Raw genomic sequence first — 23,852 nt, forward strand, 5'->3', positions numbered from 1 at the left:
CCGCAGGCGAGCAAGATGGATTCGCCTATCGCTTCCATCAGACAAGAAGGAGACGGATTCGTGTCCACGGTGAATAGCTTCGGTGCCAAGAGCACCCTGACAGTCGGCAGTACCGACTACGAGATCTTCAGGGTTGACACGGTTCCGGGCTTCGACAAGCTCCCGTTCAGCCTGAAGGTTCTCCTCGAGAACCTTCTTCGCACCGAAGACGGTGCCAACGTGACGAAGTCGCAGATCGAGGCGCTCGGTTCGTGGGATGCCGCGGCAGAGCCCACAACGGAGATCCAGTTCTCGCCGGCCCGTGTGGTCATGCAGGACTTCACCGGTGTGCCCTGCATCGTCGACCTCGCCACCATGCGCGAGGCCGTGACTGCTCTGGGCGGCGACCCGAACAAGATCAACCCGCTTTCGCCCGCTGAGATGGTCATCGACCACTCTGTGATCGCCGACCTGTTCGGTTCGGAGAACGCGCTCGAACGCAACGTCGAGATCGAGTACGAGCGCAACGGCGAGCGTTACCAGTTCCTGCGTTGGGGCCAGACCGCGTTCAACGACTTCAAGGTCGTTCCTCCGGGAACCGGCATCGTGCACCAGGTGAACATCGAGCACCTCGCCAAGGTCATCTATGACCGAACCAACGGCGGAGTCCTCCAGGCATACCCCGACACGTGCGTCGGCACCGACTCACACACCACCATGGTCAACGGCCTTGGCGTGCTGGGCTGGGGCGTCGGTGGCATCGAGGCAGAGGCAGCCATGCTGGGCCAGCCCGTGTCGATGCTCATCCCGCGCGTCGTCGGCTTCAAGCTGAACGGTGAGATCCCGGCCGGCGTCACCGCCACCGACGTCGTGCTCACGATCACCGAACTGCTGCGCAAGCACGGTGTGGTCGGTAAGTTCGTCGAGTTCTACGGCGCTGGTGTTGCATCCGTGCCGCTCGCGAACCGCGCGACCATCGGAAACATGAGCCCGGAGTTCGGTTCCACCGCGGCGATGTTCCCCATCGACGATGTGACGCTGGACTACCTGCGTCTCACCGGTCGTGACGAGCAGGCTGTCGCGCTGGTGGAGGCTTACGCCAAGCAGCAGAAGCTCTGGCACGACCCGGACAGCGAAATTATCTTCAGCGAGTACTTGGAGCTCGACCTCGGCACGGTTGTGCCGTCGATCGCAGGCCCCAAGCGCCCGCAGGACCGCATCCTGCTCTCGGATGCCAAGTCGCAGTTCGAGAAGGACATCGTCAACTACGCCGAGCCGTGCACCTCGGATTCGATCGTTGACCTGGAATCGAAGCACTCGTTCCCGGCCTCTGACCCGGGTGCAGTCCCCGGTGAGGAAGATCACGACACCCGTCCGGTGCACATTTCCAGCGGTGTGAACGGTTCCTCGAAGCCGGTTCCGGTGACGACGCCTTCCGGCGAGAAGTACATCCTCGACCACGGTGCGGTGACTCTTGCCGCCATCACGTCGTGCACGAACACCTCGAACCCCTCGGTGATGATCGCGGCAGGTCTGCTCGCACGCAAGGCGCGCGAGCGCGGCCTGAAGCAGAAGCCGTGGGTCAAGACCACGCTCGGCCCCGGCTCCAAGGTCGTCACCGACTACTACGAGAAGTCGGGTCTCGACAAGGATCTCGAAGGCCTCGGCTTCTACACCGTCGGCTACGGCTGCACGATCTGCATCGGTAACTCCGGTCCGCTGATCGAAGAAGTGTCTGCTGCGATCAACGAACACGACCTCGCTGTGACCGCGGTGCTCTCGGGTAACCGTAACTTCGAGGGCCGCATCAGCCCCGACGTCAAGATGAACTACCTCGCATCGCCCCCGCTGGTCGTTGCTTATGCGCTGGCAGGTTCCATGCACTTCGACTTCGACGTCGACGCGCTGGGCACTGACACCGATGGCAACGAGGTGTTCCTCAAGGACATCTGGCCCGCTCCTGATGAGGTGCAGGCGATCGTCGATTCCTCGATCTCGCGTGAACAGTTCATCAAGCAGTACGCCACTGTCTTCGACGGTGACGAGCGCTGGACGAGCCTGCCGACGCCGACCGGACCGATCTTCGAGTGGGACGAGAACTCGACGTACGTGCGCAAGGCACCGTACTTCGACGGCATGTCGATGGATCTGACCCCGGTCGCGGATATCCAGGGTGCACGTGTCATGGCGACGCTGGGTGACTCGGTCACGACCGACCACATCAGCCCTGCCGGAAACATCAAGTCCGGCACGCCCGCGGCGAAGTACCTCGAGGCGCACGGGGTGCGTCAGAAGGACTTCAACTCCTTCGGTTCGCGTCGTGGAAACCACGAGATCATGATTCGTGGCACGTTCGCGAACATCCGCCTGAGGAACCAGCTGGTCCGCGCCGTCAACGACGGTGCAGAGGTCGAGGGCGGTTTCACCCGTGACTTCACGCAGCCGGATGGCCCGCAGACGTTCATCTACGATGCCAGCGAGAACTACCAGGATGCGGGCACGCCGCTGGTCGTCTTCGGTGGTAAGGAGTACGGCTCCGGCTCGTCGCGCGACTGGGCGGCCAAGGGCACGAGTCTGCTGGGCGTCAAGGCAGTCATCACCGAGAGCTTCGAGCGTATTCACCGCTCGAACCTGATCGGCATGGGTGTTGTCCCACTGCAGTTCCCGGCCGGCGAGAGCTGGGAGACGCTGGGTCTTGACGGCACCGAGATCGTCTCGATCACCGGGCTCGAGGAGCTCAACAACGGCACCACGCCCAAGACGGTCCGCGTCACGGCAGTGCCGAGCGCGCACTCGGCTGAGGGCAAGCAGACCGTGGAGTTCGACGCGGTCGTCCGCATCGACACCCCCGGTGAGGCGGACTACTACCGCAACGGCGGCATTCTGCAGTACGTGCTGCGTTCGCTGGTCTGATCCACTCTGATCGCATAAAGGGCTCGGATGCTTCGGCATCCGAGCCCTTTACGGTTCATCCTCGGGGGATTCTCTGCCCGCGGCGGTAGGATCGGATGGTCGTCGTCCGTTTCCGAGGAGGCGATCGGCGAAGACGTTCAGGAGGTGCGGATGCCCATTCTTCCCGGCATCACGAGTCCACGAGATCTCGACGAGCTGAGCCCCGCTCAACTCATCACGTTGACGGAGGAGATTCGCTCCTTCCTCGTTGAGAACGTCTCGCGCACAGGCGGTCATCTCGGCCCCAACCTCGGTGTCGTCGAGCTCACGCTCGCTCTGCATCGTGTCTTCGAGTCACCTGATGATCCGATCATCTTCGACACCGGCCATCAGTCGTATGTGCATAAATTGCTCACGGGGCGCCAGGACTTCTCTGCCTTACGCGTGCGTGGCGGCCTGGCAGGCTACCCGCAGCGCAGTGAGAGCCCGCACGACGTTGTCGAGTCCTCGCATGCGTCCAGCTCACTGAGCTGGGCTGATGGCGTCTCTCGTGCGCTGACGGCGACCGGACGCGCCGATCGCCACGTCATTGCAGTGGTCGGAGACGGCGCGCTCACCGGGGGGATGACCTGGGAAGCGCTGAACAACATCTCCGACGACAACGACCGAAATCTCATCATCGTAGTGAACGACAACGGCCGCTCTTACGCTCCGACGATCGGCGGAATGTCGCGGTACCTGAACCGTGTGCGCACCGCCGGCGCATACAAAGACCTGCACCACCGCTCCGATCGCTTTTTCCGTCTGTTCGGGCCGGTGGGACGCGCGGTGTTCCGTGGCGTCCGCGGTGGCACGCACGGCTTCCTGTCGCGCTTCACGAACAACGTCGCGCTGTACTCGAATCTCGACATCAAGTACCTCGGCCCCGTTGACGGTCATGATCTTCCTGCACTCATCGAGACGCTCGAGCTCGCGAAGTCCTATGGCGCGCCGGTGATCGTTCACGCGATCACTGAGAAGGGCCGCGGGTACCAGCCGGCGCTGGATGACGAGGCAGATCAGTTCCATGCCGTCAACAGCATGGATCCGGTGACCGGTGAGCCGCTCAATAGCAGTGGCACGGGGTGGACGGACGTGTTCGCTGACGCTCTCGTCGGCGTGGGCGAGCGTGACCCGAAGGTCATCGCCATGACCGCTGCCATGCTGCGCCCGACCGGTCTCGCACCGTTCGCCGAGCGTTTCCCCGACCGTGTCTACGACGTCGGGATCGCCGAGCAGCATGCGGTGGCTTCGGCGGCCGGGCTCGCCTTCGGCGGACTGCATCCTGTCGTCGCGATGTATGCCACATTCATGGGGCGCGCATTCGACCAGGTATTGATGGATGTGGCTCTGCACAAGGCCGGTGTGACATTCGTCTTGGATCGCGCAGGGGTGACCGGTCCTGACGGGCCAAGCCACCACGGCATGTGGGATCTGGCGATGCTGCAGATCGTGCCGCACATTCGTATTGCTGCGCCTCGTGATGGCGCGCGGTTGCAGGAAGCACTCGACGAGGCTGTCGCAGTCGACGATGCGCCGACGGTGATCCGCTTCCCGAAGGGTTCGGTAGCCGAAGATCTGCCTGCGATCGAGCGGTTGCGCGATGGCGTCGATGTGCTCTCGCGTGGCGAGAGCGAAGACGTGCTGATCGTCGCGATCGGTCCGTTCGCCGCCATGGCGATGGATGTTGCCCAGCGCCTGCGTGCGCAGGGCATCGGTGCCACCGTGATCGACCCCAGATGGGCGATTCCGGTACAGGAATCTGTCGTCGAGCTCGCCGCTCGCCATCGCCTCGTCATCACGCTGGAGGACGGCATCCGCGTCGGGGGGATCGGCACGCGCGTGCGTCAGGTACTCCGCGAGGCCGGAATCGACACGGCTGTGGATGAGCTCGGTCTGCCCGACGAGTTCATCGATCACGCATCCCGTGACCAGATCCTCGCGGATGCCGGACTCACGGCCTCCAAGATCGCTCAGGATGTCGTCGCGCAGGTGCTCGGCACCCGCATTCCGGTCGCGCGCAACGCGGGAGAGACCGGCGCAATCGACCTGCCGCTGCACGAACGACGCTGAGCGACGTGCCGACAACGCGAAAGCGGGGCGGCCCGAAGGCCACCCCGCTCTCGTCGTGAACTGATCAGCTGTTCGCGATGCCGCGGATCGGCGGAGTGTGGAACGTGCCACCGAAGACCCGCTCCGCAGCGCCCTCACGATCGAGGTACGGCGAGGCGCCGCCGTCGATGAACGGCCAACCTGCACCGAGGATCAGGCAGAGATCGATGTCCTCGACCTCTGGGACGACGCCCTCGTCGAGCATGAGCTTGATCTCCTGTGCCAGACCGTCCTGCACACGGCGCAGAATCGTGTCAGCGGATGCAGGAGAGGAGCCCACAGCGCCCTTGAGTGCCTTCTCAGCGGCCTTCGTCCAACCGGTGATCCGGCCGCCCTTGTCCTTCTCGACGACCTTGTCCAGCTCCGCCAGTGCGTGGAAGTTCTCGTTCGCGTAGAAGCGCTCCGGGAAATGCCGCACCATCGTGTCCTGCACGTGCGCGGCGACCTTCCAGCCGACGAGGTCGATGAGCTGGAACGGCCCCATGGGCAGGCCCAGCGGACCGAACGCCTTCTCGACGTCGACGATGGGCGTGCCTTCGTAGACGGCGCGAGCTGCCTCGCCCATGACCTTCGCCAGCAGTCGGTTGACCACGAAGCCCGGTGCGTCGGCCGTGAGAACACCGTTCTTACCGAGTCCGCGAGACACCACGAACGCGGTGGCCAGTGTCTGCTCGTTGGTGGCCGGCGTCTTCACGATCTCGATCAGCGGCATGACCGCAACCGGGTTGAAGAAGTGGAATCCGACGAGCCGCTCGGGGTGAGCGAGCTTCTCGCCGATCTCCTCGACCGACAGCGACGAGGTGTTCGTGGCAAGGATGGCGTCGTCAGCGATGAACTTCTCGATCTCGCCGAACACCGTCTGCTTGACGCCGATCTCTTCGAACACTGCCTCGATGACGAAGTCGCAGTCTGCGTACTCGCTCTTGTCGACGGTGCCGTGGATGAGACCGCGCAGCTTATTGGCGCTGTCGCTGTCGAGACGTCCCTTCGCTTCGATCTTGCCGATCTCCTCATGGATGTAGGAGACGCCCTTGTCGACGCGCGCCTGATCGATATCGGTGATGAGCACCGGCACCTGGAGCTTGCGGACGAAGAGCAGCGCGAACTGACTGGCCATCAGGCCAGCGCCGATGATGCCGACCTTGGTGACCTTCTTCGCCAACGCCTTGTCCGGCGCGCCGACAGGACGCTTGGCACGCTTCTGCACGAGATCGAACGCATACATGGATGCCGCGAACTGATCGCCAGTCACGAGCTCGGCGAGCGCCGCGTCTTCACGCGCGAATCCCTCGGCCTTCGTGCCACTCTTCGCCTTGTCGAGCAGTTCGAGCGCAGCATATGGCGACTTGGGAACGGTGCCGATCTTCGACTCCAGCATTCCGCGCGCCATCTTGATGGCGATGGGCCACTTGGTGAGGCGCTCGATCTTGCCAGGTTCGTTCTTACGCTCGACCTTCTTGCCGCCGAGAACTGCATCCGCCCAGGCGAGGGACTTCTCCAGATAGGTCGACGCGGGGAAGATCGCATCGAAGATACCCAGGTCAAAGGCCTGCTGCGGCCTCAGGACGCGGTTCTGCTTCAGCGGGTTCGAGATCACGACCTCGAGGGCATTCTCGATGCCAATGAGGTTCGGCAGCAGGTACGCGCCACCCCAGCCGGGGATAAGCCCCAGGAACACCTCTGGCAGCGCGATGGCGGCCGCTGAGGCATCCACTGTGCGGTAGGTCGAGTTCAGTGCGATCTCGAGTCCACCACCGAGTGCGAGTCCGTTCACGAACGCGAACGAGGGAACGCCGAGTTCGCTGAGCGAGCCGATGACCTTGTGCCCGAGCTGCGCAATGAGCAGAGCCTGATCCGTCGACCCGACCTTGGAGATGTCGGAGAGATCGGCACCGGCAGCGAGGATGTACTGCTTACCGGTGATGCCGACCGCCTGAATTTCGCCAGCCGCTGCGCGCGCCTTGAGCGTCGACAGGGTCTCGCCGAGCTCGGTGAGCGTGGCAGGACCCAGCGTGTTCGGTCGGTTGTGATCGCGGCCGTTGTCGAGCGTGATCAGCGCCAGCACCTTGCCGGATGCGAGGCGGACATCGCGCACGATGGAGTGCGTGATGACTTCGTCATCGGCCAGAGCGACGATGGGGGAGAAATCGATCAATTCGTAATCGGTCACGTTCGTCACTTCCGCTTCTTGCCGTCGTAGTGGGGGTTCTCCCAGATGACAGAGCCGCCCTGGCCCAGACCCACGCACATGGCGGTCAGGCCGTAGCGCACGTCGGGACGCTCGGCGAACTGCGCCGCGAGCTGAATCATCAGCCGCACCCCAGAAGCGGCGAGCGGATGCCCGATCGCGATCGCGCCGCCCCACTGGTTGACTCGCGGGTCGTCGTCCGCGATGCCGAAGTGATCGAGCAGCGAGATGACCTGAATCGCGAACGCCTCGTTGAGCTCGAACAGCCCGATGTCAGCGATCGAGAGACCGGCCTTCTTCAGTGCCTTCTCCGTCGATGGAATCGGACCGATGCCCATGATCTCCGGCTGCACGCCGGCGAAGGCGAACGAGACCATCTTCATCTTGGGCGCGAGCCCGAACTCCTTGACCGCGCCACCACCGGCCAGCAACGACATGGTTGCGCCGTCGGTCAGCGGTGATGAAGTGCCAGCGGTCACACGACCGTGCGGACGGAACGGCGTCTTGAGCGATGCCAGGTCTGCCATCGTGGTCTGCGGGCGGCGCCCCTCGTCTTCGGCGGCGAGTCCCCAGGCGCCGTCGGCGCCCTTGGTGGCCACAGTCACGAGGTCGGGCTGGATCTTGCCCGCGTCGTACGCTGCCTGCACCTTCTGCTGGCTCAGCATGCCGTAGCGGTCGGAACGCTCCTTCGTGAGATGCGGGAACCGGTCAAAGATCCGCTCGGCGGTGACACCCATGTTCAGTGCACCGGGGTCGACCATCTTCTCCGACACGAAACGCGGGTTCGGATCGGCATTGGCGCCGATCGGGTGATGCCCCATGTGCTCGACGCCACCGGCGAGTGCGAAATCGTACATGCCGATGCCGATGGAAGCGCCCATCGTGGTGACGCTGGTCATCGCACCCGCACACATACGCTCGACGGCGAGGCCGGGAACGGTGTTGGGGAGTCCTGCGAGGATGGCCACAGAGCGACCAAGGGTCAGTCCTTGGTCACCGGTCTGGGATGTCGCCGCGATTGCGACGTCATCGATGCGGTCCGCGGGAACGCTTGTGTTGCGCTCCATCAAACCGATCGTCGCCTTCACGGCGAGATCGTCTGCGCGGGTGTTCCAGTACATGCCTTTTTCGCCGGCGCGCCCAAACGGGGTGCGCACGCCATCGACGAAGAAGACGTCCGAGATCTCGGCCACTCTGCCTCCAAGGTTAGGTATGACCTCAGCCTAGGAGTCGCAGCGATGCGAATGGAATCGCTTGGATTGAACCTACGACTCCGACACGACGGCCGGTTCAGGCGATTGCGCTGCTTCTACAAAGGCATCCACAATCTTCTGTGCAGTCTGCTCAATCTGCCATGCGCGCGCGCCGAGCGTTTCGAGCGCAGTCGACATGGCATCCGTCGTCAGTTCCGGGGGCGTCCAGGCCAGGCGGCGCAGGGTGTCCGGCTTGAGCAGATTCTCCGTGGGCATCGCCAGTTCTTCGGCCTGAGCCTCGACAACAGGCCGCGCGAGCTTGAGCCGTGCGTCAGCTTCCGGGTTGCGTTCGGCCCACGCCCGCGCGGGCGGGAGCGCATCGTTGGACACTCGCACGCGGGGGAGGATCTCCGCCTCGCGACCGCGCACGATCGCCTGCCACCATCGATCCAGCTGCGAACGGCTGGCACGTCCGGTGAAAGCCGGCACGCTGGCGAGTGCCTGTTTGCTCTGAGGATTCGCAAGCACAGCGGCGACCAACGAGCGATCGGGGACGAGGCGTCCCGGAGAGGTGTCCTCCTGCTGGGCGTACTCTTCGCGCGCTTCCCACATTGATCGGGCGATGGCGAGACCGCGCGCGCCCTTGACCTGATGCAGACCGCTCAGGCGACGCCAGGGGTCTTCACGCGGTGGTCGCGGCGGCTGCGCCAGGGTCGCAGCGAACTCCTGTCGTGCGAACTCGGTCTTGTCCTGCTCGTCGAGTTCAGCGGCGATCGCATCGCGCACATCGATCAGGTGGAGTACATCGAGAGCCGCGTAGTCCAGCCACGTCTTGGGCAGCGGTCTGGTCGACCAGTCCGCTGCGGAGTGCTCTTTCTTGAGCGTGATGCCGAGGGTCTCTTCGACGACGGCCGCGAGACCGACGTGATCGTGGCCGAGCAAGCGGGAGGCGAGCTCGGTGTCGAAGATGCTCGCCGGGTCTAAATCGAGTTCACGCAGAGACGGGAGGTCCTGGCTGGCGGCGTGGAAAACCCATTCGACGTTCCCGATGGCGTCCTGCAGAGGCGAGAAGTCACCTATCGCAGGGGGGTCGAAGAGGAAAACGCCGACGTCGCGACGGAATACCTGCACAAGGTAGGCGCGCTGCGAGTATCTGAAACCGGAAGCGCGTTCGACGTCGACAGCAACCGGTCCGGTTCCCGCCGCGAGCAGCTCGCAGGCTGCCTTGAACTCGATCGGATCGTCGATGACGGTGTACTCAGTCACGACCTGCCCTTCGTGCGCCGAACACGGCGATGTTTTCTGACCCGGGCGGAAGCCCGGCGAGCATGCCGACGAGTTCGGCCCATGCTTCTACGTGTGGCCGGAATGGTTCTTCCGGTGTCCAAGACGAGCGTAGTTCGATCTGCGCCCCGTCGCCTTCATCGCTCAAACCGCCGAACCCCTTTGACAGGGTCTTCGTTGAGGTGCCGGATGCTGCGTGGTAGACCGCATCTCGTGACGCCAGTGCATCCACGAGCCACGACCAGGTCACATCCGCCAACAGTGGGTCGGTGCCGATCTCAGGCTCCAGGGGCGCTTGAGCGAACGTGATGACGCGCCATGCGCCGCCCCACGCATTGGGCTCCTCCGGATCATGCAGAAGCACGAAGCGCCCGGTGCCGTAGATCGAGTCGCCATGGTCATCGGGGCGTACGTCAGCGGCGAGCGCGATCGCGAAGGGCGCGAGCCCCTGCGGTGCCGCAATCTCACGCACCACGATGTCATCACGGAACACCGTGTCGCGCAGTTCTGCTGCGGCACGTTCGAAGTGCGCTCCGGCATCGGGATGTGCGGTCACGGGAACAGGCTAGAGTCAGGAAGCGATGAAGAGTCTCAGGCACGCCGTTGCGCTGTTGGTACCCGCACTGCTCGCTCTGGGCGCCGCAGCGATGTTTCTTGTGTTCGCGATCGCCCGAAAGGTGGTCACACCAGGTGTTCGTGTCACTGACACCGAGATCCTCGCGGTAGATACCGGCGCACAGACGATCGAGCTCACTCGCACGCCCGATACCGAGTTGCCGGGCCGGTATGGCCTGTTCACCACCGGCACGACGGGCTATGTGAAGCTCGGTGCGGTGCTGAGCGCGGACAAAAAGCGAGTACGGCGCAAGCTGCTCACACAGGTCGAGACGGGTGCGAAGCTCGATCGCGCGGCATCGTTCAGTGGCTGGTATTACTCCACACCGAGCGAGTTGCACCTGCCGTGGGAATCTTTGTTGATCGGGTCGCCGGCAGGGCCCTGTCCTGCCTGGCTCTTTCCTGCCGAATCGACGACCTGGGTGATCCAGGTCCACGGCCGCGGTGGGGCTCGATCTGAGTGCCTACGTGCGGTGCCGGTGTTTCACGGGATGGGGCTGCCCAACCTTGTCGTCTCCTACCGCAACGATGGCGAAGCACCGCGCGTGCGTGGTGGCTCCTACGCGCTGGGTGCATCGGAATGGCGAGATGTGGACGCGGCGATCGGCTACGCGCTTCGCCACGGTGCCACGCGAGTGCTGCTGATGGGCTGGTCGATGGGCGGTGCGATCGCGCTGCAGACCGCTGTGTCATCCGCGCACCGAGAGAAGATCGCCGGTCTCATACTGGAGTCTCCTGTCGTCGACTGGCGTACGGTGCTGCGATTCCAGGCACGAGAATCCGGCATCCGCGCTCCGTTCCCTGCCCTGGCGATGAACGCACTGTCGTCTCCATTGACGGCGCGTCTAAGCGGGTCAGGCGAAACGATCCCTTTCGACAAACTCGACATGGTCGCGCGAGCCGATGAGCTCACCGTGCCAATTCTCGTGCTGCACAGCGACGATGACGGCTTTGTGCCTGCGGATGCCTCGCACGCGCTTGCCGAAGCACGACCGGACCTCGTCACCATGCCACGATTCACCGTGGCGCGGCACACCAAGCTCTGGAATTACGACCAGATGAGCTGGACCGGGGCGATCACCGACTGGACGAGCGCGAACGGCTTCAGCCCTTCTGACTGATCAGCGCTTCTGAGTGACCTGTCGCTTCACGCGCAGCAGCATCCCGGTCATTCCACCGATTCGCAGCGGCGACACGGCGCGGGTCAACCCGATCGACTGTGAGTAGTCGTCCGGGATCGCGAGTACTTCATCGGCAGTGAGACCGGTGATGCCCTGCACCAGGATGCTGGCGAATCCGCGCGTCGTCGGAGCCTCGGGTGGCGCCGTCGCATGCATGGTGACAACGCCATCAGCGACTTCGACGTAGATGTAGACGGGCGACTGACACTCGGCCACGCGCTCGTACATCTCTGGATGACTCGCGACCGCCTCGGACACAGCGGGGAGCTCGTAGGAGAACTCCAGCAGCAGCTGAAGACGCTCGGACTCGGGGAGTTCGAGGAAGTCGTCGCGGATCTGCGCGAGGGTGTCAGGAAGGTGCGTGGTGCTCATCCCTGCAATTCTCCCACGCTCAGAGCGTGCCGGGCTCAGACCCGGTGACGATCGGCACACGGACGGCGCTGCCCCATTCGGTCCAGGAGCCGTCGTAGTTGCGTACTTTCTCGAAGCCCAGCAGATGCTTCAGCACGAACCAGGTGTGGCTGGAGCGCTCACCGATGCGGCAATAGGCGACGACATCATCGCCGTCGCGCAGCCCGGCGCCGTCACGGTAGATGGCATCCAACTCAGCGCGCGGCCGGAAACCGCCGTCTTCTGCGACAGCCTTGCCCCACGGCACGCTTTGCGCCGTGGGAATGTGGCCGGCGCGCAGTGAGCCCTCCTCAGGATATGCGGGAGCAGTGGTGCGATCACCGTTGTATTCCTCGGGGGAGCGGACGTCGATCAGCGGGTTGCCCAAGTGGGCGAGCACGTCGTCCTTGTACGCACGCAGGAGCGAGTCGTCGCGCTCGATGACCGGGTACTCGGTCGCGGCACGCGTCGTTGCTGCGGTCGTGGTGTCGCGGCCCTCGGTGATCCAGCGGTCGCGGCCACCATCGAGGAGGCGCACGTCTTCGTGGCCGAATAGGGAGAACACCCAGAGGGCGTAGGCGGCCCACCAGTTGTTCTTGTCGCCGTAGATGACGACGGTGTCATCGCGGGAGATGCCCTTGCGGCTGAGCAGCTTTGCAAAACCTTCACCATCGACGTAGTCGCGAACGACCGGGTCGTTCAACTCGGTGTGCCAGTCGACCTTGACCGCGCCAGGAATGTGCCCGGTTTCATACAGCAGCACGTCTTCATCGGACTCGACGACGACGAGCCCTGGGTCACCGAGATGATCCGCCAGCCATTCGGTGGTGACGAGCCGGCCAGGCTCGGAATACTCGGCGAACTTTGCAGAAGAAGAATCGAACTCGATGGACACGTGGCGCTCCTCGATGGGTAAGCGAGCGAAGGCTCTGGCTGCGACGGCGTAGTGTTGAGCCGTCCCTTCGACGATAGAGCGGTTTGGTCTGCTCCGGACCCGTTCTGTAAGACTTCGACACAGGAAACGTATGCCCGACATCCTCAGCCCGAACGCCGTGCACCTCACTGACCGACAGCCAGTGGTCACCGGCGCCGAGATGCTCGCGAGCATGGTGCCTCCGCCGCAGTTCGACTCCGCGACGTTTGAGAGCTACCGGTCGGATGATGCGTACCCGTCGCAGGCGGATGCCAAGGGCCTTTTGGAGCGGTTCGCCGGGCGAGGTGCTCCGGCCAAACGAAGCGGATTCTTCGGCCGTGCCAAGAAAGAGCCGGCGCTGAAGCCCGGCGTCTACCTCGATGGCGGATTCGGCGTGGGCAAGACCCATCTCCTCGCATCGATTTACCACGCGATGCCCGCGCGTCGGAAGTACTTCGGTTCGTTCATCGAGTACACCGCGCTGGTCGGGGCACTCGGATACAAGAACACCGTCGACCTCCTGCGTGGAGCTGATCTCATCTGCATCGATGAGTTCGAGTTGGATGACCCAGGCGACACCATGGTCATGACCCGGTTGCTGGCTGAGTTGGTTCCGACCGGCACGCGGCTGGCCGCGACATCAAACACCCCGCCAAACGCACTCGGTGAGGGACGTTTCGCTGCACAGGACTTCCTGCGAGAGATCCATGCGATGTCGGACAGCTTCGAGACGATCCGCATCGACGGTGTCGACTTCCGCCAGCGTGCACTGGACGGCCAGGCGGTCATCTTCGAGGATGCCGAGTACCACGAGCGCATCGCGTCTGCCGCGGCAGTGGGCACAGCATCCGATGACCTGTTCGATGATGTCATCCGTCACCTCGCCAAGGTGCACCCTTCGCGGTACATCCGGTTGATCGATGACCTGACGCTGGTCGGACTTCGTGACGTGCGCGTGCTGACTGATCAGTCCGAGGCGCTGCGATTCGTGGCGTTCGTCGACCGGGTCTATGACGCCCAGCTCCCGATCATCGCGACCGGCGGCGCTTTGGACCAGGTCTTTTCCGAAGAGATGCTCGGCGGTGGCTACCGCAAGAAGTACCTCCGTGCGCTCTCTCGCCTGAACGCGCTGACACACTCTGCGACAGCGCCGAGCAACGCGTAACGCGATGGTTACACGCCGGACCAGCGTGTAACAACGGGGAAACACGCGACGCGCATCCCGGAAATCGAGCATCGCCACACTGAAGTTCTCAATTACTTCGGATGTGAGGTTTTCCTATGGATGCTCCCGGCAACATTTCGTGGGGTATTACCGCCACGGCGCTGGTTCTGCTGATGACGCCTGGTGTGGCGTTCTTCTACGGCGGGCTCGTCAAGGCGAAGAGCGTCGTCAGCATGATGATGATGAGCTTCGGCTCCATCGGCCTGGTCGCGGTGCTGTGGATTCTTTTTGGTTTCTCCATGAGCGCTGTCGACGGCCCCGGTCAGTTCGCCGGCAATCCCTTTGCGGACTTCGGTCTGAGCTCGCTCGCATCAGGTGAGGGGTCGAACGTCGCGCTGCTTGGTGTCGCATACGGCGCCACTTTCGCGATCATCACCATCGCCCTGATCTCCGGTGCAATCGCAGATCGCGCGAAGTTCGGCAGTTGGTTGATCTTCGCCGGTGTATTCGCCACCGTCGGCTACTTCCCGATCGCGGCGTGGGTCTGGGGCGGTGGCTGGATCATGGAACTCGGCACCACGCTCTTCGGCGCCGACAGCGGCATTTCCGTCATTGACTACGCCGGTGGTACCGCGGTGCACATCAACGCCGGCGCAGCAGCGCTGGCGCTGGCACTCGTGCTGGGCAAGCGGATCGGCTTCCAGAAGGGCATCCTGAAGCCCCACAACGTGCCGCTGACGCTCATTGGTGCGGCGATCCTGTGGTTCGGATGGTTCGGCTTCAACGCCGGTGCCGAATGGTTGTCGGAGGACATGGGCGGTGTCGGCCTCATCGGTCTGAACACACTCGGTGCGACGGCGGCCGCGATTCTCGGTTGGATTCTCGTTGAGCGGATCAAAGACGGCAAGGCCACCTCGGTCGGCGCTGCTTCCGGTGCTGTCGCCGGTCTTGTCGCCATCACCCCCGCGTGCGCAAACCTCACGCCTGGGTGGTCGCTCCTGCTCGGCGCTCTCGCCGGTATCGCCTGCGCGCTGGCCGTCGAGCTCAAGTTCCGCCTCGGCTTCGACGACTCGCTTGATGTCGTCGGCATTCACCTCGTCGGTGGCCTGCTCGGCACGATCTACCTGGGCTTCTTCGCCACGGAGACCGGTCTGTTCGTCGGCGGCAACGCAAGTCAGCTTGCCGTCCAGGTGATTGCCGCACTCGGCGTGCTGATCTACTCCTTCGTCATCGCCTTCATCATCGGAACGGTGATCCAGAAGACGATCGGCTTCCGCATCACGAACGAAGACGAGATCGCCGGTGTCGACTCGGTCGTGCACGGCGAGGAAGGTTACGCGCTCGTCGACGCGTGAGCGCATCCTGTCTCGAAAGGGTGCCACTGTCTCGGTAGCGTGCCGCTGTCTCGATAAGGTGACGGGGTGAGTTCTTCCCAGAGCATCCTCGGCCAGCTTGTCGAGCTCGTCCTCAAAGCCCTTCTGCCCAGATCGTCTCGGCCTGCCAAGCAGGAGCCGAGGCGATCTGGCGCGTCGTCCTCTGATTCTTCAACCGGCTCGGATCTGGGGCGTCAGCAGGGGAGTGAGACGGTGAGTGTGGACCCTGATCGCATCCCGGGGCTTGTTGTCCGCTACGCGCCGAAGAAGGACGGCGCACCGGATGCCGGAGAGGTGATCTGGACCTGGGTGCCCTACGAGGAGAACGATGGGCGTGGCAAGGATCGCCCGGTGCTCGTGATCGGACGGGAGTCGTCGTCACGCGTGTACGCGGTGCGGATGACCAGTAAGACACACGACCGCGACCGTGACTACCTGTCGATCGGCAGCGGGGAATGGGACGCGCAGGGCCGTGAGTCCTGGGTGGACATAGAGCAGTTGTACAGCGTGCACGAGGATGGGATGCGGCGTGAAGCTGCTGTTCTCGACCGTGGACGGTACGACAGGGTATCGAAAGCGCTGACGACGCGTTACGGCTGGGCCAGGAACAGCTAAACAGGCCTCACGCGCCTGGCGTGTCTCACACACGCTGGGCGGGTAGTGCCTTCTCCAGCTCAGGGAATGCCTGCAGCACCATATCGACGAGTCTGCTCAGTGGGCGGGTCAGTGGATCGGTGGCGGGAACTCCGTGGTCCAGTTCGATCTCATCGATCGCCGCCGAGACCTGGGCGTCGGTGAGGTGCTCGTGGTTGACGGTCACACCGATCACCCTGGTGTCAGCGAACGCTTCGATGAGGGCGATCTCACTGGCGACGTCGGGCATGGGCATCATCGGGAAATCTCCGAGCACGCGCCTGCCCGGCGCATGCTGAACAATCACACCCGCAGGGCGGCTGCCGCGCAGAATGTGCGCTGAGGTCAGATAGGCGGGGTGGCTGAGTGCGCCCTGGCCCTCCACGATGATGATGTCGGGATCTTCGCCTTCGAAGGCGCGGACGACCTGATGCTCGACTTCGCCCGAGCAAAACTGCGGGACAAGGGCGTCGAGTGCGACGCCGTAGCGACCGCCCTGGATGATCGTGGTCTGTCCGGTGCCGACCATCACCGCGCGGATGCCGTGGTCCTGGAGCGCCTGAACGAGGAGCGTCGCGGTCGTGCGCTTGCCGATGGCACCGTCGGTGCCGAGGACAGCGATCCTCGGGCAGGTGACGTCGAAGATGCGCCCAGAGAACAGGTGCAGATCCTTCTTATCCCGCGGGCGGCGCACGTCGGTGATGGTGACGCCCGCAACGAGTGCGGCCGCGACGAACTCCACGTCGTCGTTGAGGAACTCGTGGAGGCCGTTGATGATGTGCATGCCGCGGGCGATGCCATCCAGCAGCACGACGCGTTGTGCGGGGGAGAGGAGGCCGTCCGCTGGCGCGACGCCGCAGATGAGGTAGTCCGGAACATGGCCCGCGTGCGCGATGGCTTCAGGCAGGCTCGCGAGGATCGGGATGCCGTTCGCAATGTCATCGAGGAATGTGCCTGCGTCTGCCCCGGCATGGCGGCTGTCGAGCACGCTGAGAATGTCGTACTTCTCGGAGTGGCGGACGAGGCCGTTCGCCGTCTTGCCGTCCTGCTCGCCGAACTGGCCTTCGCAGTACACGATCGCGGATGAGCCGGCCGGGAGTACCGGGATCGAGCCCGGCTTATCGTCTGAACTCGTGTCAGCGAAATGGGTATACGGGTACACAGAAATCAAGTCTCCTCAGATCAGACAGAGGAGGCGACGGAGAACGAAATGGCAGATGCGGCCCGTTGGTCGACAAGAAGTCTTCCCTGATGTCGACAATATGCCGACTTTGCTCACCGTAGCAGTCAAATCTGCAGGTCAGCCCGGAAGATCTTCTCTGAAGCGCTGCGGCGGGGAGCGGATGATCATCTCAGACGATCTGAGATTTCCTTTGTGGTGGGCGATACCGGACTCGAACCGATGACCTCTTCCGTGTGAAGGAAAAACAGCGCCCAGTGATGGTGTGGAAATGTGCGTGTTCTCGCGGTTTTCGGCTCTCTCAGCATCTCTCAGCATCACTGGTTTGAAATGAAGATGTGGCCAAAATGTGGCCACGTGGAGAGCGCTTTGCATGGTCGACAGGTTAGCGGTCCGAAGCGCACTGCGCATGGGTGACCTATGAGCGAGCCCACCACCTACGACAAGCCAGCCATTGTCTTCGTCACACCACCCGTGCATCTTCATCCGCTTCTCGATTCCATTCAGATCCAGAAGTACCTGCCGGCGGCGTTGTCGGCGGACGTATTCACGGCCTTCCGCCGGGACGGCGAAACGGATATGACGATGACACCGCTCGATCTCATCGATCTCGCAGAGAGTGCCCTGGAACGAGCAACTGTGCGGGTTCGGGAATTCATTATCATTCACGATTCGATGCTTGACGTGACGCCACTGCGCGAACGATTCCCGCACATCGCGTTCACCGTCGCGGTATGTGACGCTGACGACTGGACCGCACGCCGCTGGTTAATCCGCGTGCACGACGCGCGCAAGCGGGATCGAAAGCTTCAGCAGACGTACCCGGAGCACTGGTGATGGCGGCGTTCACGGAGATGTCCTGCTGGACGCGCGACTCAGACCGTCTCGCCTGGACCGATGTGCGGCTCGATTCGCGGCGGCAGTTCATCGTCCGCGTGCAGATGTGATGCGTAGAGACAACTCGGACAGCCTACATACGGGCCAGCCTCGATGATGTACAGCTCCAAGGGTCCGCAGCCGTTCGGACACATCATTGCGCCTGTCATGAGCCCAGCGTAGGTGACTGTCGATACGCTGGGCTTGAGCCGGTGGAATCGCTACCACTGACTCGTCGGCGACACGAGCACGCCGACGTCGAAACTTGTATGAAGCAGGAGCAATGGCCACACCGATTTCTCGTGACGAGTCCTCTCACCGCGGGCAGATCAAATCGCGTGAGCGGGTGCGTGACCTCGCCGAGGTTTACACGCACAAGCGCGAAGTCGACGCGATGCTCAATCTGGTGCCTGACATGTTTCCGAACGCGGAGCGGCCGGGTGACATCGACAAGAAGTTTCTTGAACCAGCGTGCGGCAGCGGCAACTTTCTCGAGGAGATTCTGACGCGCAAGCTAGAGTTCGTGACGACCGCCGCCTACGGCACCGGCGCGACGTTTGAGCACCGAACCCTGCGCGCTCTTGCGAGCATCTACGCCATCGACATCAACGATGAGAATGTCGAAGAGTCGAGGGATCGACTGCGTTCGCTCGTCGCATCGCACATCGACATGGAGCTCAACACGAAGCCAGCAACCGAAGGATTCGTTGCCGCGGTTGACGCCATTCTGAACACCAACATCCTTCACGCTGATTCCTTGGCCGACGTGGACTCCATTACCTTCGTGGATTACCATCCGAGCCGCGGCAGTACCTTCATTCGCGAGTGGTCTCCGATGCAGGCAGAAGCAGAAACGATGGGCCTGTTCTCGATGTTTGAGACCAGGCGGGACGAAACACCAGTGCATTACACGACACTCAGTTCGATGCCTGAACCGACGACCGCCGGAGCTGTGAAATGACGATCACTCGCAAGCGCCGCCATGTCCCGGACATCCTGGACTGCCTGGCGCAGCTATCTAATGACGAAGTTCCCACGCCGCCAAAACTTGCGCGCGCGATGCTCGATCTGCTCCCTGCCGAAGTATGGAGCGACCCGGCATTGCGTTGGCTTGACCCGGGTGTGAAGTCGGGCGTCCTGCTCCGAGAGGTTGCCCGCCGGTTGCTTGACGGCCTGGCGAACTGGGAACCCGATTTTACTAAGCGCCGGCGGCACATCTTCGAGAACATGTTGTTTGGACTCCCGATTACGGAGATGACCGCGCTCATCGGACGCCGCAGTCTTTACTACTCGCGTGACGCATCTAGCGAGCACTCTGTACTGCAGTTCGGCACGGAAGCCGGCAACCTTCCACTCGTTCCCGCAGCGCACACCTTCAAGAAGGGTCGGTGCAGCGTCTGTGGCGCGGCCGACACCATTGACCGCGGCGATACCCGCGAATCCCACGCCTACGCGTTTATTCACGACGCGTTCCCTCCCAAGGAGCTGCAGGACATGAAATTCGACGTAATCGTGTCAAATCCGCCATTCCAGATGGACGACGGTGGCAACGGCGCCAGCGCTAGTCCCATCTATCACCGGTTCGTTGAAGCGGCCATCGAGATGGATCCGCGCTACGTCCTGATGATTACACCGAGCCGATGGTTCGCTGGCGGCAAAGGGCTGGACACCTATCGTGACCGCATGCTCAATGACCGCCGGATGAAGAAACTGGTGGACTATCCAAAGCTCTATGACGGGTTTCCGGGTGTGAAGATCCGCGGCGGTGTCTCGTACTTTCTCTGGGATCGCGAATACTCCGGACCTTGCACGATTCAGACGATGTGGGACGGCAAGCCCATCGGAGAACCCGTGGAACGTGAACTGAACGCCTACGACGTGCTCGTGCGCCGCAACGAAGCGGTCTCCATCCTCGAGAAGGTGCGCGCCAAAGACGAAGCGACTCTCGATAAGCGGGTGTCAAGCCGTAAGCCTTTCGGCTATCCGACAAACTTCCACGGCGCAAAGGCCGGCGACGGCTTGGAGAAACCAGTCAAGCTATTCGGATCGCAACGCATCTCGTGGGTGTCCCGCGAGACCATCCCGCAGAACGGCGCTTGGGTGGATGATTGGAAGGTACTGGTCACACGCGTCCAAGGAACGAGCTCGGCCATCGAGACACAGTTCCTGGGCAAGCCCATCGTCGCAGGACCCGGCACCGCTTGCACCGAGACATACCTTGTCACCGGACGGTTCAGCAACAGCATCGATGCTCAGTGGTACGCGGCCTACCTGCGCACGCGCTTCGCCCGATTCTTGGTGTCGCTGCGCAAGTCCACGCAGGACGCGGCGAAGGGCGTCTATTCGTTCATTCCGGAGGTTCCTCTCGACCGCGAGTGGACTGACAAGAAGCTCTACGAGCGCTACGGTCTCACCGACGACGAGATCGCATTCATCGAGTCGCAGGTTCGCGAGATGCCAGAAGCTCTTATCGAGGTAGAAGGATGACGATCCTGACCTCTGACGACGTCGAAGAGACAGTCGGATCCGCGCCAGTTGCCCGTCGCGTCTACGCGTACACGGCTCCCGGCCGCAACGATGTCGCCTGGACCCGGGACCAAGCCGGCACCGTAGTTAGCGGTACGGGCCTCATAAAGGTCGGTGAAACGACTCGCGCAACGGCACGCGAACGCATTCATCAACAGCTCGGGACCGCGTATCCCGACTTGGTCGGCGTGGACATACTGCTCGACGAGAACGCCCAGCGCACAGACGGAACATTCTTCCGCGATCATGATGTGCACCGCGCTCTCGTCGCAGCGGGCATCCGCCGTCCTAATGGTGAATGGTTCGAAGCCACCCTTGACGAGGTGAAGGCAGCCATCAGCGTTGTCCGCGCAGGGCGGCGCTTCGATTCGACGCGAACTGCCGATTTCGGCATGCGGCCCGAGCAGGAAGAAGCTGTCGCTGAGACGGCTGCGTACTTCCGCGAGCACGCGAACGATTCGAAGCCCGCACGGTTCCTTTGGAATGCGAAGATGCGTTTCGGCAAGACGTTCACGAGCTACCAGCTCGCCCGTGAGATGGAGTGGTCGAAGGTACTGGTACTCACCTACAAGCCCGCCGTGCAAACGGCATGGGAGGAAGATCTCAACAGCCACGTGGACTTCGAAGGGTGGCGGTTCATCGATGCGAAGACGCCGATTACTGAGGCGGTTCAGATCGCCGACGGTGATGCACCATTCGTGTGGTTTGCGTCATTCCAGGACCTGAACGGCAAGACCGGCGGAGCCGTCAAGGAACGTAACGAGCCCATCTACCTGCTCGACTGGGATGCAATCGTCATCGACGAATACCATTTCGGTGCGTGGCGGGACTCTGCCCGCGAAATGTACGACCCTGCTGACAGCAAGCTTGCGGCCGCTGAAGAGCCGGACGAAGACGTCACCGCCGAAAGTCTCGGCATGCAGACTCAGAACTATCTGCTGCTGTCGGGCACACCGTTCCGCGCAATCACCAACGGTGAGTTTAACGAGGACGCAATCTATAACTGGACCTATATCGACGAACAGCGCGAGAAGGCAGCATGGCCAGCATCTAGTGGCGAGAACCCGTACATCGATCTCCCGCGGATGGAGATGTACACCTACAAGATGTCAGTTGACGCCGAGGCGGAGGCCGACGAGGGCGAGTTCAACGGATTCTCGTTGAACGAGTACTTCCGCGCAAAGAAGCTCGACGACGGTCGCTATGAGTTCGCAGAACCAACGCAGGTCCGTGAGTTTCTGGAGATGCTTCGAGGAAAACTCAGCGACCAGATGAAGGCCGCACTCGAGACCGGCAAGAAACCGCCGTTCCCGTACGAAGACGTCCAGTTCTCCGAGGGAGTGCGGCACTCCGTCTGGTATATGAACGACGTCGCTTCATGTCACGCAATGAAAGCGATGCTCGACGCGCATCCGTACTTCTCGAGTTTCGACGTCCACGTTTCCGCCGGCGGCAAGGCCGGGCAGGGTGCAGCGGCAAAGAAGCCCGTTGACGAGCTCATCCACAGCGCGGATAGCGAAGGTAGGTCAGGCTCCATCACCCTGTCATGCGGGAAGCTGATGACCGGTGTCACGATCAAGCAGTGGTCTGCGATCTTCATGTTGCGCTCACTCAAGTCGCCGGAGTCGTACTTCCAGGCTGCGTTCCGCGTGCAGTCGCCGTGGTCGACTAAAGCACCGGGCGAGCCACGGCAGGTCATCAAGGACACTTGCTATGTGTTTGAGTTCGACCCGAACCGCGCTCTCACGCTGCTTGCTGAATACGGCACGCGGCTGGCAACGAACACCGACGACACCGGCGCCGAGGTTCTGGGTGAGCTCATCAACTACCTGCCGATCTTTGCTTTTGACGGCGCACGAATGGACCAGCTTGACGCGACAGACGTATTGAACTGGGCATCCATCGGTATCGGTGCGACCGCGCTCGCACAGCGTTGGAATTCGCCGCTGCTGGTTGACGTCAATGAAGCGACTCTCGGGAAGCTGCTGGACAGTCCGGAACTGCTCGCTTCGTTGGAGCAGATCGAGGATTTCCGCAACTTGTCAAGTGACGCTCAGAAGGTCATTACGTCGACGAAGAAGCTCAAAGCGGTCAAGCGTGAGAAGGGCGGGAAGCTCGACCCGCCGGAGAAGAAGGAACAGTCAGAGACCGCATCGCTCCGAAAGCAGATCCGCGAGAAGCTGCAGAAGTTCGTCGCCAAGGTGCCGGTGTTCATGTACCTGACGGACTTCCGGGAAGAAGCGCTCGTACACGTCATCCGGTCGCTCGACCCAGACCTGTTCGAACGAGTAACCGGACTCACGGTCGCGGACTTCGAGATGCTCGCATCCATCGGTGTCTTCAACGCGCAGCACATGGACTATGCGATCTTCCAGTTCCGCCAGTTCGAGTCCGCGAGTCTTCGCTACGCGAACGATGGTGAGTTGAGCGTGGACGACCGCAAGGTCGGGCTCTGGGACAGCGCCGTGGACGAGTCAGAACTCATGAAGTGACTATATCGAGCTGATTTCCGACGGTCCACTTTGTTGACGTGGACTGCCATCTCGATTGCGCTAATGCCCAGTATCCTCAGAGCATGCCGTACGAACCCATTGTCCCGGAGGGACAGCACCTCGGAAACTCCCGAGATGTCGATGATGCCAAGGTCGGCCACCTTTTCGACGACGACACGAACAATCTTGTCGGCCACGCGGCGTGGAAGTGGGTAGATGAGCCCGACGACGACTACCAACCCGTTTACTACAGGGCCGAGCCGCCGCGTCAGATAACGCAAGAAGACATTCAGGCCGCGCTCGCACTTGCCGCGCTTATTGCCCAGGGTGTCGCAGTAGCCGTGCCGCACGTGCGGAGGTGGATGCGCGAGTCCGTCGTGCCAGCCGTGCAAGCGGGCTGGCAGCGCATCACGAAGAGCTCAACGAAGGTTGTGGATCCAGCCGCGGAGGCCGAACCCGTCATGCTCACCGCGACCCGGATCGTTGAAGACCGCCCTGGAACGGACCTTGCAGTGCCGGTACCGAAGATCCGGATGAACAGCGCCGAGTGGGAGCAGCGGTACCTCGCCATGCTCGCGGCGAAGGCGTTTCACGAAGAGCAGCTCCGTCTTCTGCTGCACGCAGATATCGAGGGTGCTGGACCCGCCATCGAGGCTCAGACCACGATGAACGAGCTTTCGCCTCGACAGTTCTCAGAACGTATGAAGCAGATCCGCAAAGCCCGACCCGATCTGTTGAGCAAGGACGACTCGGCCGAGATTGTCCGGGTCTTCCGTGAGGTCAAGAACGATGACGACGCATCTGCGTCGTCATCGTGATCG

18 protein-coding genes are annotated in these 23,852 nt (G+C 62.6%); 11 read left to right on the forward strand and 7 right to left on the reverse strand.

Annotated features, from left to right (window positions below):
• Nucleotides 1–60 precede the first annotated feature (60 nt).
• Nucleotides 61–2,892 (forward strand): aconitate hydratase, encoded by a 2,832-nt coding sequence (locus ACSU04_RS01590; RefSeq protein ID WP_439278135.1) that lies wholly within the window; start codon nucleotides 61–63, stop codon nucleotides 2,890–2,892.
• Between the two features lie 150 nt (nucleotides 2,893–3,042).
• Nucleotides 3,043–4,983, forward strand: a complete 1,941-nt coding sequence (gene dxs / locus ACSU04_RS01595) for a 1-deoxy-D-xylulose-5-phosphate synthase (RefSeq protein ID WP_439288207.1) — start codon at nucleotides 3,043–3,045, stop codon at nucleotides 4,981–4,983.
• 64 nt (nucleotides 4,984–5,047) lie between these two features.
• Here the strand turns inward: dxs and ACSU04_RS01600 are convergent, their stop codons facing one another.
• The 4 genes from ACSU04_RS01600 to ACSU04_RS01615 form a co-directional block, all read right to left on the reverse strand.
• Nucleotides 5,048–7,192, reverse strand: a complete 2,145-nt coding sequence (locus ACSU04_RS01600) for a 3-hydroxyacyl-CoA dehydrogenase NAD-binding domain-containing protein (RefSeq protein ID WP_439289400.1) — start codon at nucleotides 7,190–7,192, stop codon at nucleotides 5,048–5,050.
• Nucleotides 7,193–7,197: 5 nt separating this feature from the next.
• Nucleotides 7,198–8,403, reverse strand: coding sequence for a thiolase family protein (locus tag ACSU04_RS01605; RefSeq protein WP_439278137.1), 1,206 nt, complete (start codon nucleotides 8,401–8,403; stop codon nucleotides 7,198–7,200).
• A gap of 72 nt (nucleotides 8,404–8,475) precedes the next feature.
• Nucleotides 8,476–9,669, reverse strand: coding sequence for a ribonuclease D (locus tag ACSU04_RS01610; RefSeq protein ID WP_439288208.1), 1,194 nt, complete (start codon nucleotides 9,667–9,669; stop codon nucleotides 8,476–8,478).
• A complete protein-coding gene (locus tag ACSU04_RS01615) occupies nucleotides 9,662–10,243 on the reverse strand; it encodes a DUF3000 domain-containing protein (RefSeq protein WP_439278139.1) in 582 nt (193 codons plus the stop codon). The genes ACSU04_RS01610 and ACSU04_RS01615 overlap by 8 nt, the downstream gene beginning before the upstream one ends.
• Before the next feature lie 25 nt (nucleotides 10,244–10,268).
• On the opposite strand from ACSU04_RS01615, the gene ACSU04_RS01620 reads away from it, so the two are divergent.
• The gene (locus tag ACSU04_RS01620; RefSeq protein ID WP_439288209.1) at nucleotides 10,269–11,423 is read left to right on the forward strand and encodes an alpha/beta hydrolase family protein; all 1,155 of its coding nucleotides are present in this window, start codon (nucleotides 10,269–10,271) and stop codon (nucleotides 11,421–11,423) included.
• Here the strand turns inward: ACSU04_RS01620 and ACSU04_RS01625 are convergent, their stop codons facing one another.
• Together ACSU04_RS01625 and ACSU04_RS01630 are read right to left on the reverse strand one after the other, a co-directional pair.
• Nucleotides 11,424–11,855, reverse strand: coding sequence for a SufE family protein (locus ACSU04_RS01625; RefSeq protein WP_439278141.1), 432 nt, complete (start codon nucleotides 11,853–11,855; stop codon nucleotides 11,424–11,426).
• A 19-nt stretch (nucleotides 11,856–11,874) separates the two neighbouring features.
• Nucleotides 11,875–12,768 (reverse strand): sulfurtransferase, encoded by an 894-nt coding sequence (locus ACSU04_RS01630; RefSeq protein WP_439288210.1) that lies wholly within the window; start codon nucleotides 12,766–12,768, stop codon nucleotides 11,875–11,877.
• A gap of 130 nt (nucleotides 12,769–12,898) precedes the next feature.
• On the opposite strand from ACSU04_RS01630, the gene zapE reads away from it, so the two are divergent.
• The 3 genes from zapE to ACSU04_RS01645 all read left to right on the forward strand — a co-directional run bounded on the left by zapE (nucleotide 12,899) and on the right by ACSU04_RS01645 (nucleotide 15,939).
• Nucleotides 12,899–13,951: a cell division protein ZapE gene (gene zapE / locus ACSU04_RS01635; protein ID WP_439288211.1), complete on the forward strand. Its 1,053-nt coding sequence runs from the start codon at nucleotides 12,899–12,901 to the stop codon at nucleotides 13,949–13,951.
• A gap of 116 nt (nucleotides 13,952–14,067) precedes the next feature.
• On the forward strand, nucleotides 14,068–15,306 hold the full coding sequence (locus ACSU04_RS01640) for an ammonium transporter (RefSeq protein ID WP_439288212.1): 1,239 nt from the start codon (nucleotides 14,068–14,070) through the stop codon (nucleotides 15,304–15,306).
• Nucleotides 15,307–15,372: 66 nt separating this feature from the next.
• Nucleotides 15,373–15,939, forward strand: coding sequence for a type II toxin-antitoxin system PemK/MazF family toxin (locus tag ACSU04_RS01645; protein WP_439288213.1), 567 nt, complete (start codon nucleotides 15,373–15,375; stop codon nucleotides 15,937–15,939).
• Between the two features lie 25 nt (nucleotides 15,940–15,964).
• Here the strand turns inward: ACSU04_RS01645 and ACSU04_RS01650 are convergent, their stop codons facing one another.
• Nucleotides 15,965–17,119 (reverse strand): DUF1611 domain-containing protein, encoded by a 1,155-nt coding sequence (locus ACSU04_RS01650; protein WP_439288214.1) that lies wholly within the window; start codon nucleotides 17,117–17,119, stop codon nucleotides 15,965–15,967.
• A 438-nt stretch (nucleotides 17,120–17,557) separates the two neighbouring features.
• On the opposite strand from ACSU04_RS01650, the gene ACSU04_RS01655 reads away from it, so the two are divergent.
• The 5 genes from ACSU04_RS01655 (at nucleotide 17,558) to ACSU04_RS01675 (ending at nucleotide 23,849) form a co-directional block, all read left to right on the forward strand.
• Nucleotides 17,558–17,974, forward strand: coding sequence for a hypothetical protein (locus ACSU04_RS01655; RefSeq protein ID WP_439288215.1), 417 nt, complete (start codon nucleotides 17,558–17,560; stop codon nucleotides 17,972–17,974).
• A gap of 322 nt (nucleotides 17,975–18,296) precedes the next feature.
• Nucleotides 18,297–18,974, forward strand: coding sequence for a hypothetical protein (locus tag ACSU04_RS01660; protein ID WP_439288216.1), 678 nt, complete (start codon nucleotides 18,297–18,299; stop codon nucleotides 18,972–18,974).
• Entirely contained in the window at nucleotides 18,971–20,500 is a 1,530-nt protein-coding gene (locus tag ACSU04_RS01665) for an Eco57I restriction-modification methylase domain-containing protein (RefSeq protein WP_439288217.1), read from the forward strand. Before ACSU04_RS01660 ends, ACSU04_RS01665 begins: the two co-directional genes overlap by 4 nt.
• Nucleotides 20,497–23,031, forward strand: coding sequence for a DEAD/DEAH box helicase family protein (locus ACSU04_RS01670; protein WP_439288218.1), 2,535 nt, complete (start codon nucleotides 20,497–20,499; stop codon nucleotides 23,029–23,031). Before ACSU04_RS01665 ends, ACSU04_RS01670 begins: the two co-directional genes overlap by 4 nt.
• An 83-nt stretch (nucleotides 23,032–23,114) precedes the next feature.
• Entirely contained in the window at nucleotides 23,115–23,849 is a 735-nt protein-coding gene (locus tag ACSU04_RS01675) for a hypothetical protein (protein WP_439288219.1), read from the forward strand.
• Nucleotides 23,850–23,852 lie beyond the last annotated feature (3 nt).

This window comes from Microbacterium sp. A84, assembly GCF_051842815.1.
Lineage (GTDB): Bacteria > Actinomycetota > Actinomycetes > Actinomycetales > Microbacteriaceae > Microbacterium.

What these genes read in the sequence shown, in the direction of transcription:
- ACSU04_RS01665 (WP_439288217.1), top strand. Translation starts at nt 18,971, where the DNA reads ATGACGATCACTCGCAAGCGCCGCCATGTCCCGGACATCCTGGACTGC.
- ACSU04_RS01675 (WP_439288219.1), top strand. Translation starts at nt 23,115, where the DNA reads ATGCCGTACGAACCCATTGTCCCGGAGGGACAGCACCTCGGAAACTCC.
- ACSU04_RS01620 (WP_439288209.1), top strand. Translation starts at nt 10,269, where the DNA reads ATGAAGAGTCTCAGGCACGCCGTTGCGCTGTTGGTACCCGCACTGCTC.
- ACSU04_RS01660 (WP_439288216.1), top strand. Translation starts at nt 18,297, where the DNA reads ATGGCCACACCGATTTCTCGTGACGAGTCCTCTCACCGCGGGCAGATC.
- zapE (WP_439288211.1), top strand. Translation starts at nt 12,899, where the DNA reads ATGCCCGACATCCTCAGCCCGAACGCCGTGCACCTCACTGACCGACAG.
- dxs (WP_439288207.1), top strand. Translation starts at nt 3,043, where the DNA reads ATGCCCATTCTTCCCGGCATCACGAGTCCACGAGATCTCGACGAGCTG.
- ACSU04_RS01625 (WP_439278141.1), bottom strand. Translation starts at nt 11,855, where the DNA reads ATGAGCACCACGCACCTTCCTGACACCCTCGCGCAGATCCGCGACGAC.
- ACSU04_RS01655 (WP_439288215.1), top strand. Translation starts at nt 17,558, where the DNA reads ATGAGCGAGCCCACCACCTACGACAAGCCAGCCATTGTCTTCGTCACA.
- ACSU04_RS01670 (WP_439288218.1), top strand. Translation starts at nt 20,497, where the DNA reads ATGACGATCCTGACCTCTGACGACGTCGAAGAGACAGTCGGATCCGCG.
- ACSU04_RS01640 (WP_439288212.1), top strand. Translation starts at nt 14,068, where the DNA reads ATGGATGCTCCCGGCAACATTTCGTGGGGTATTACCGCCACGGCGCTG.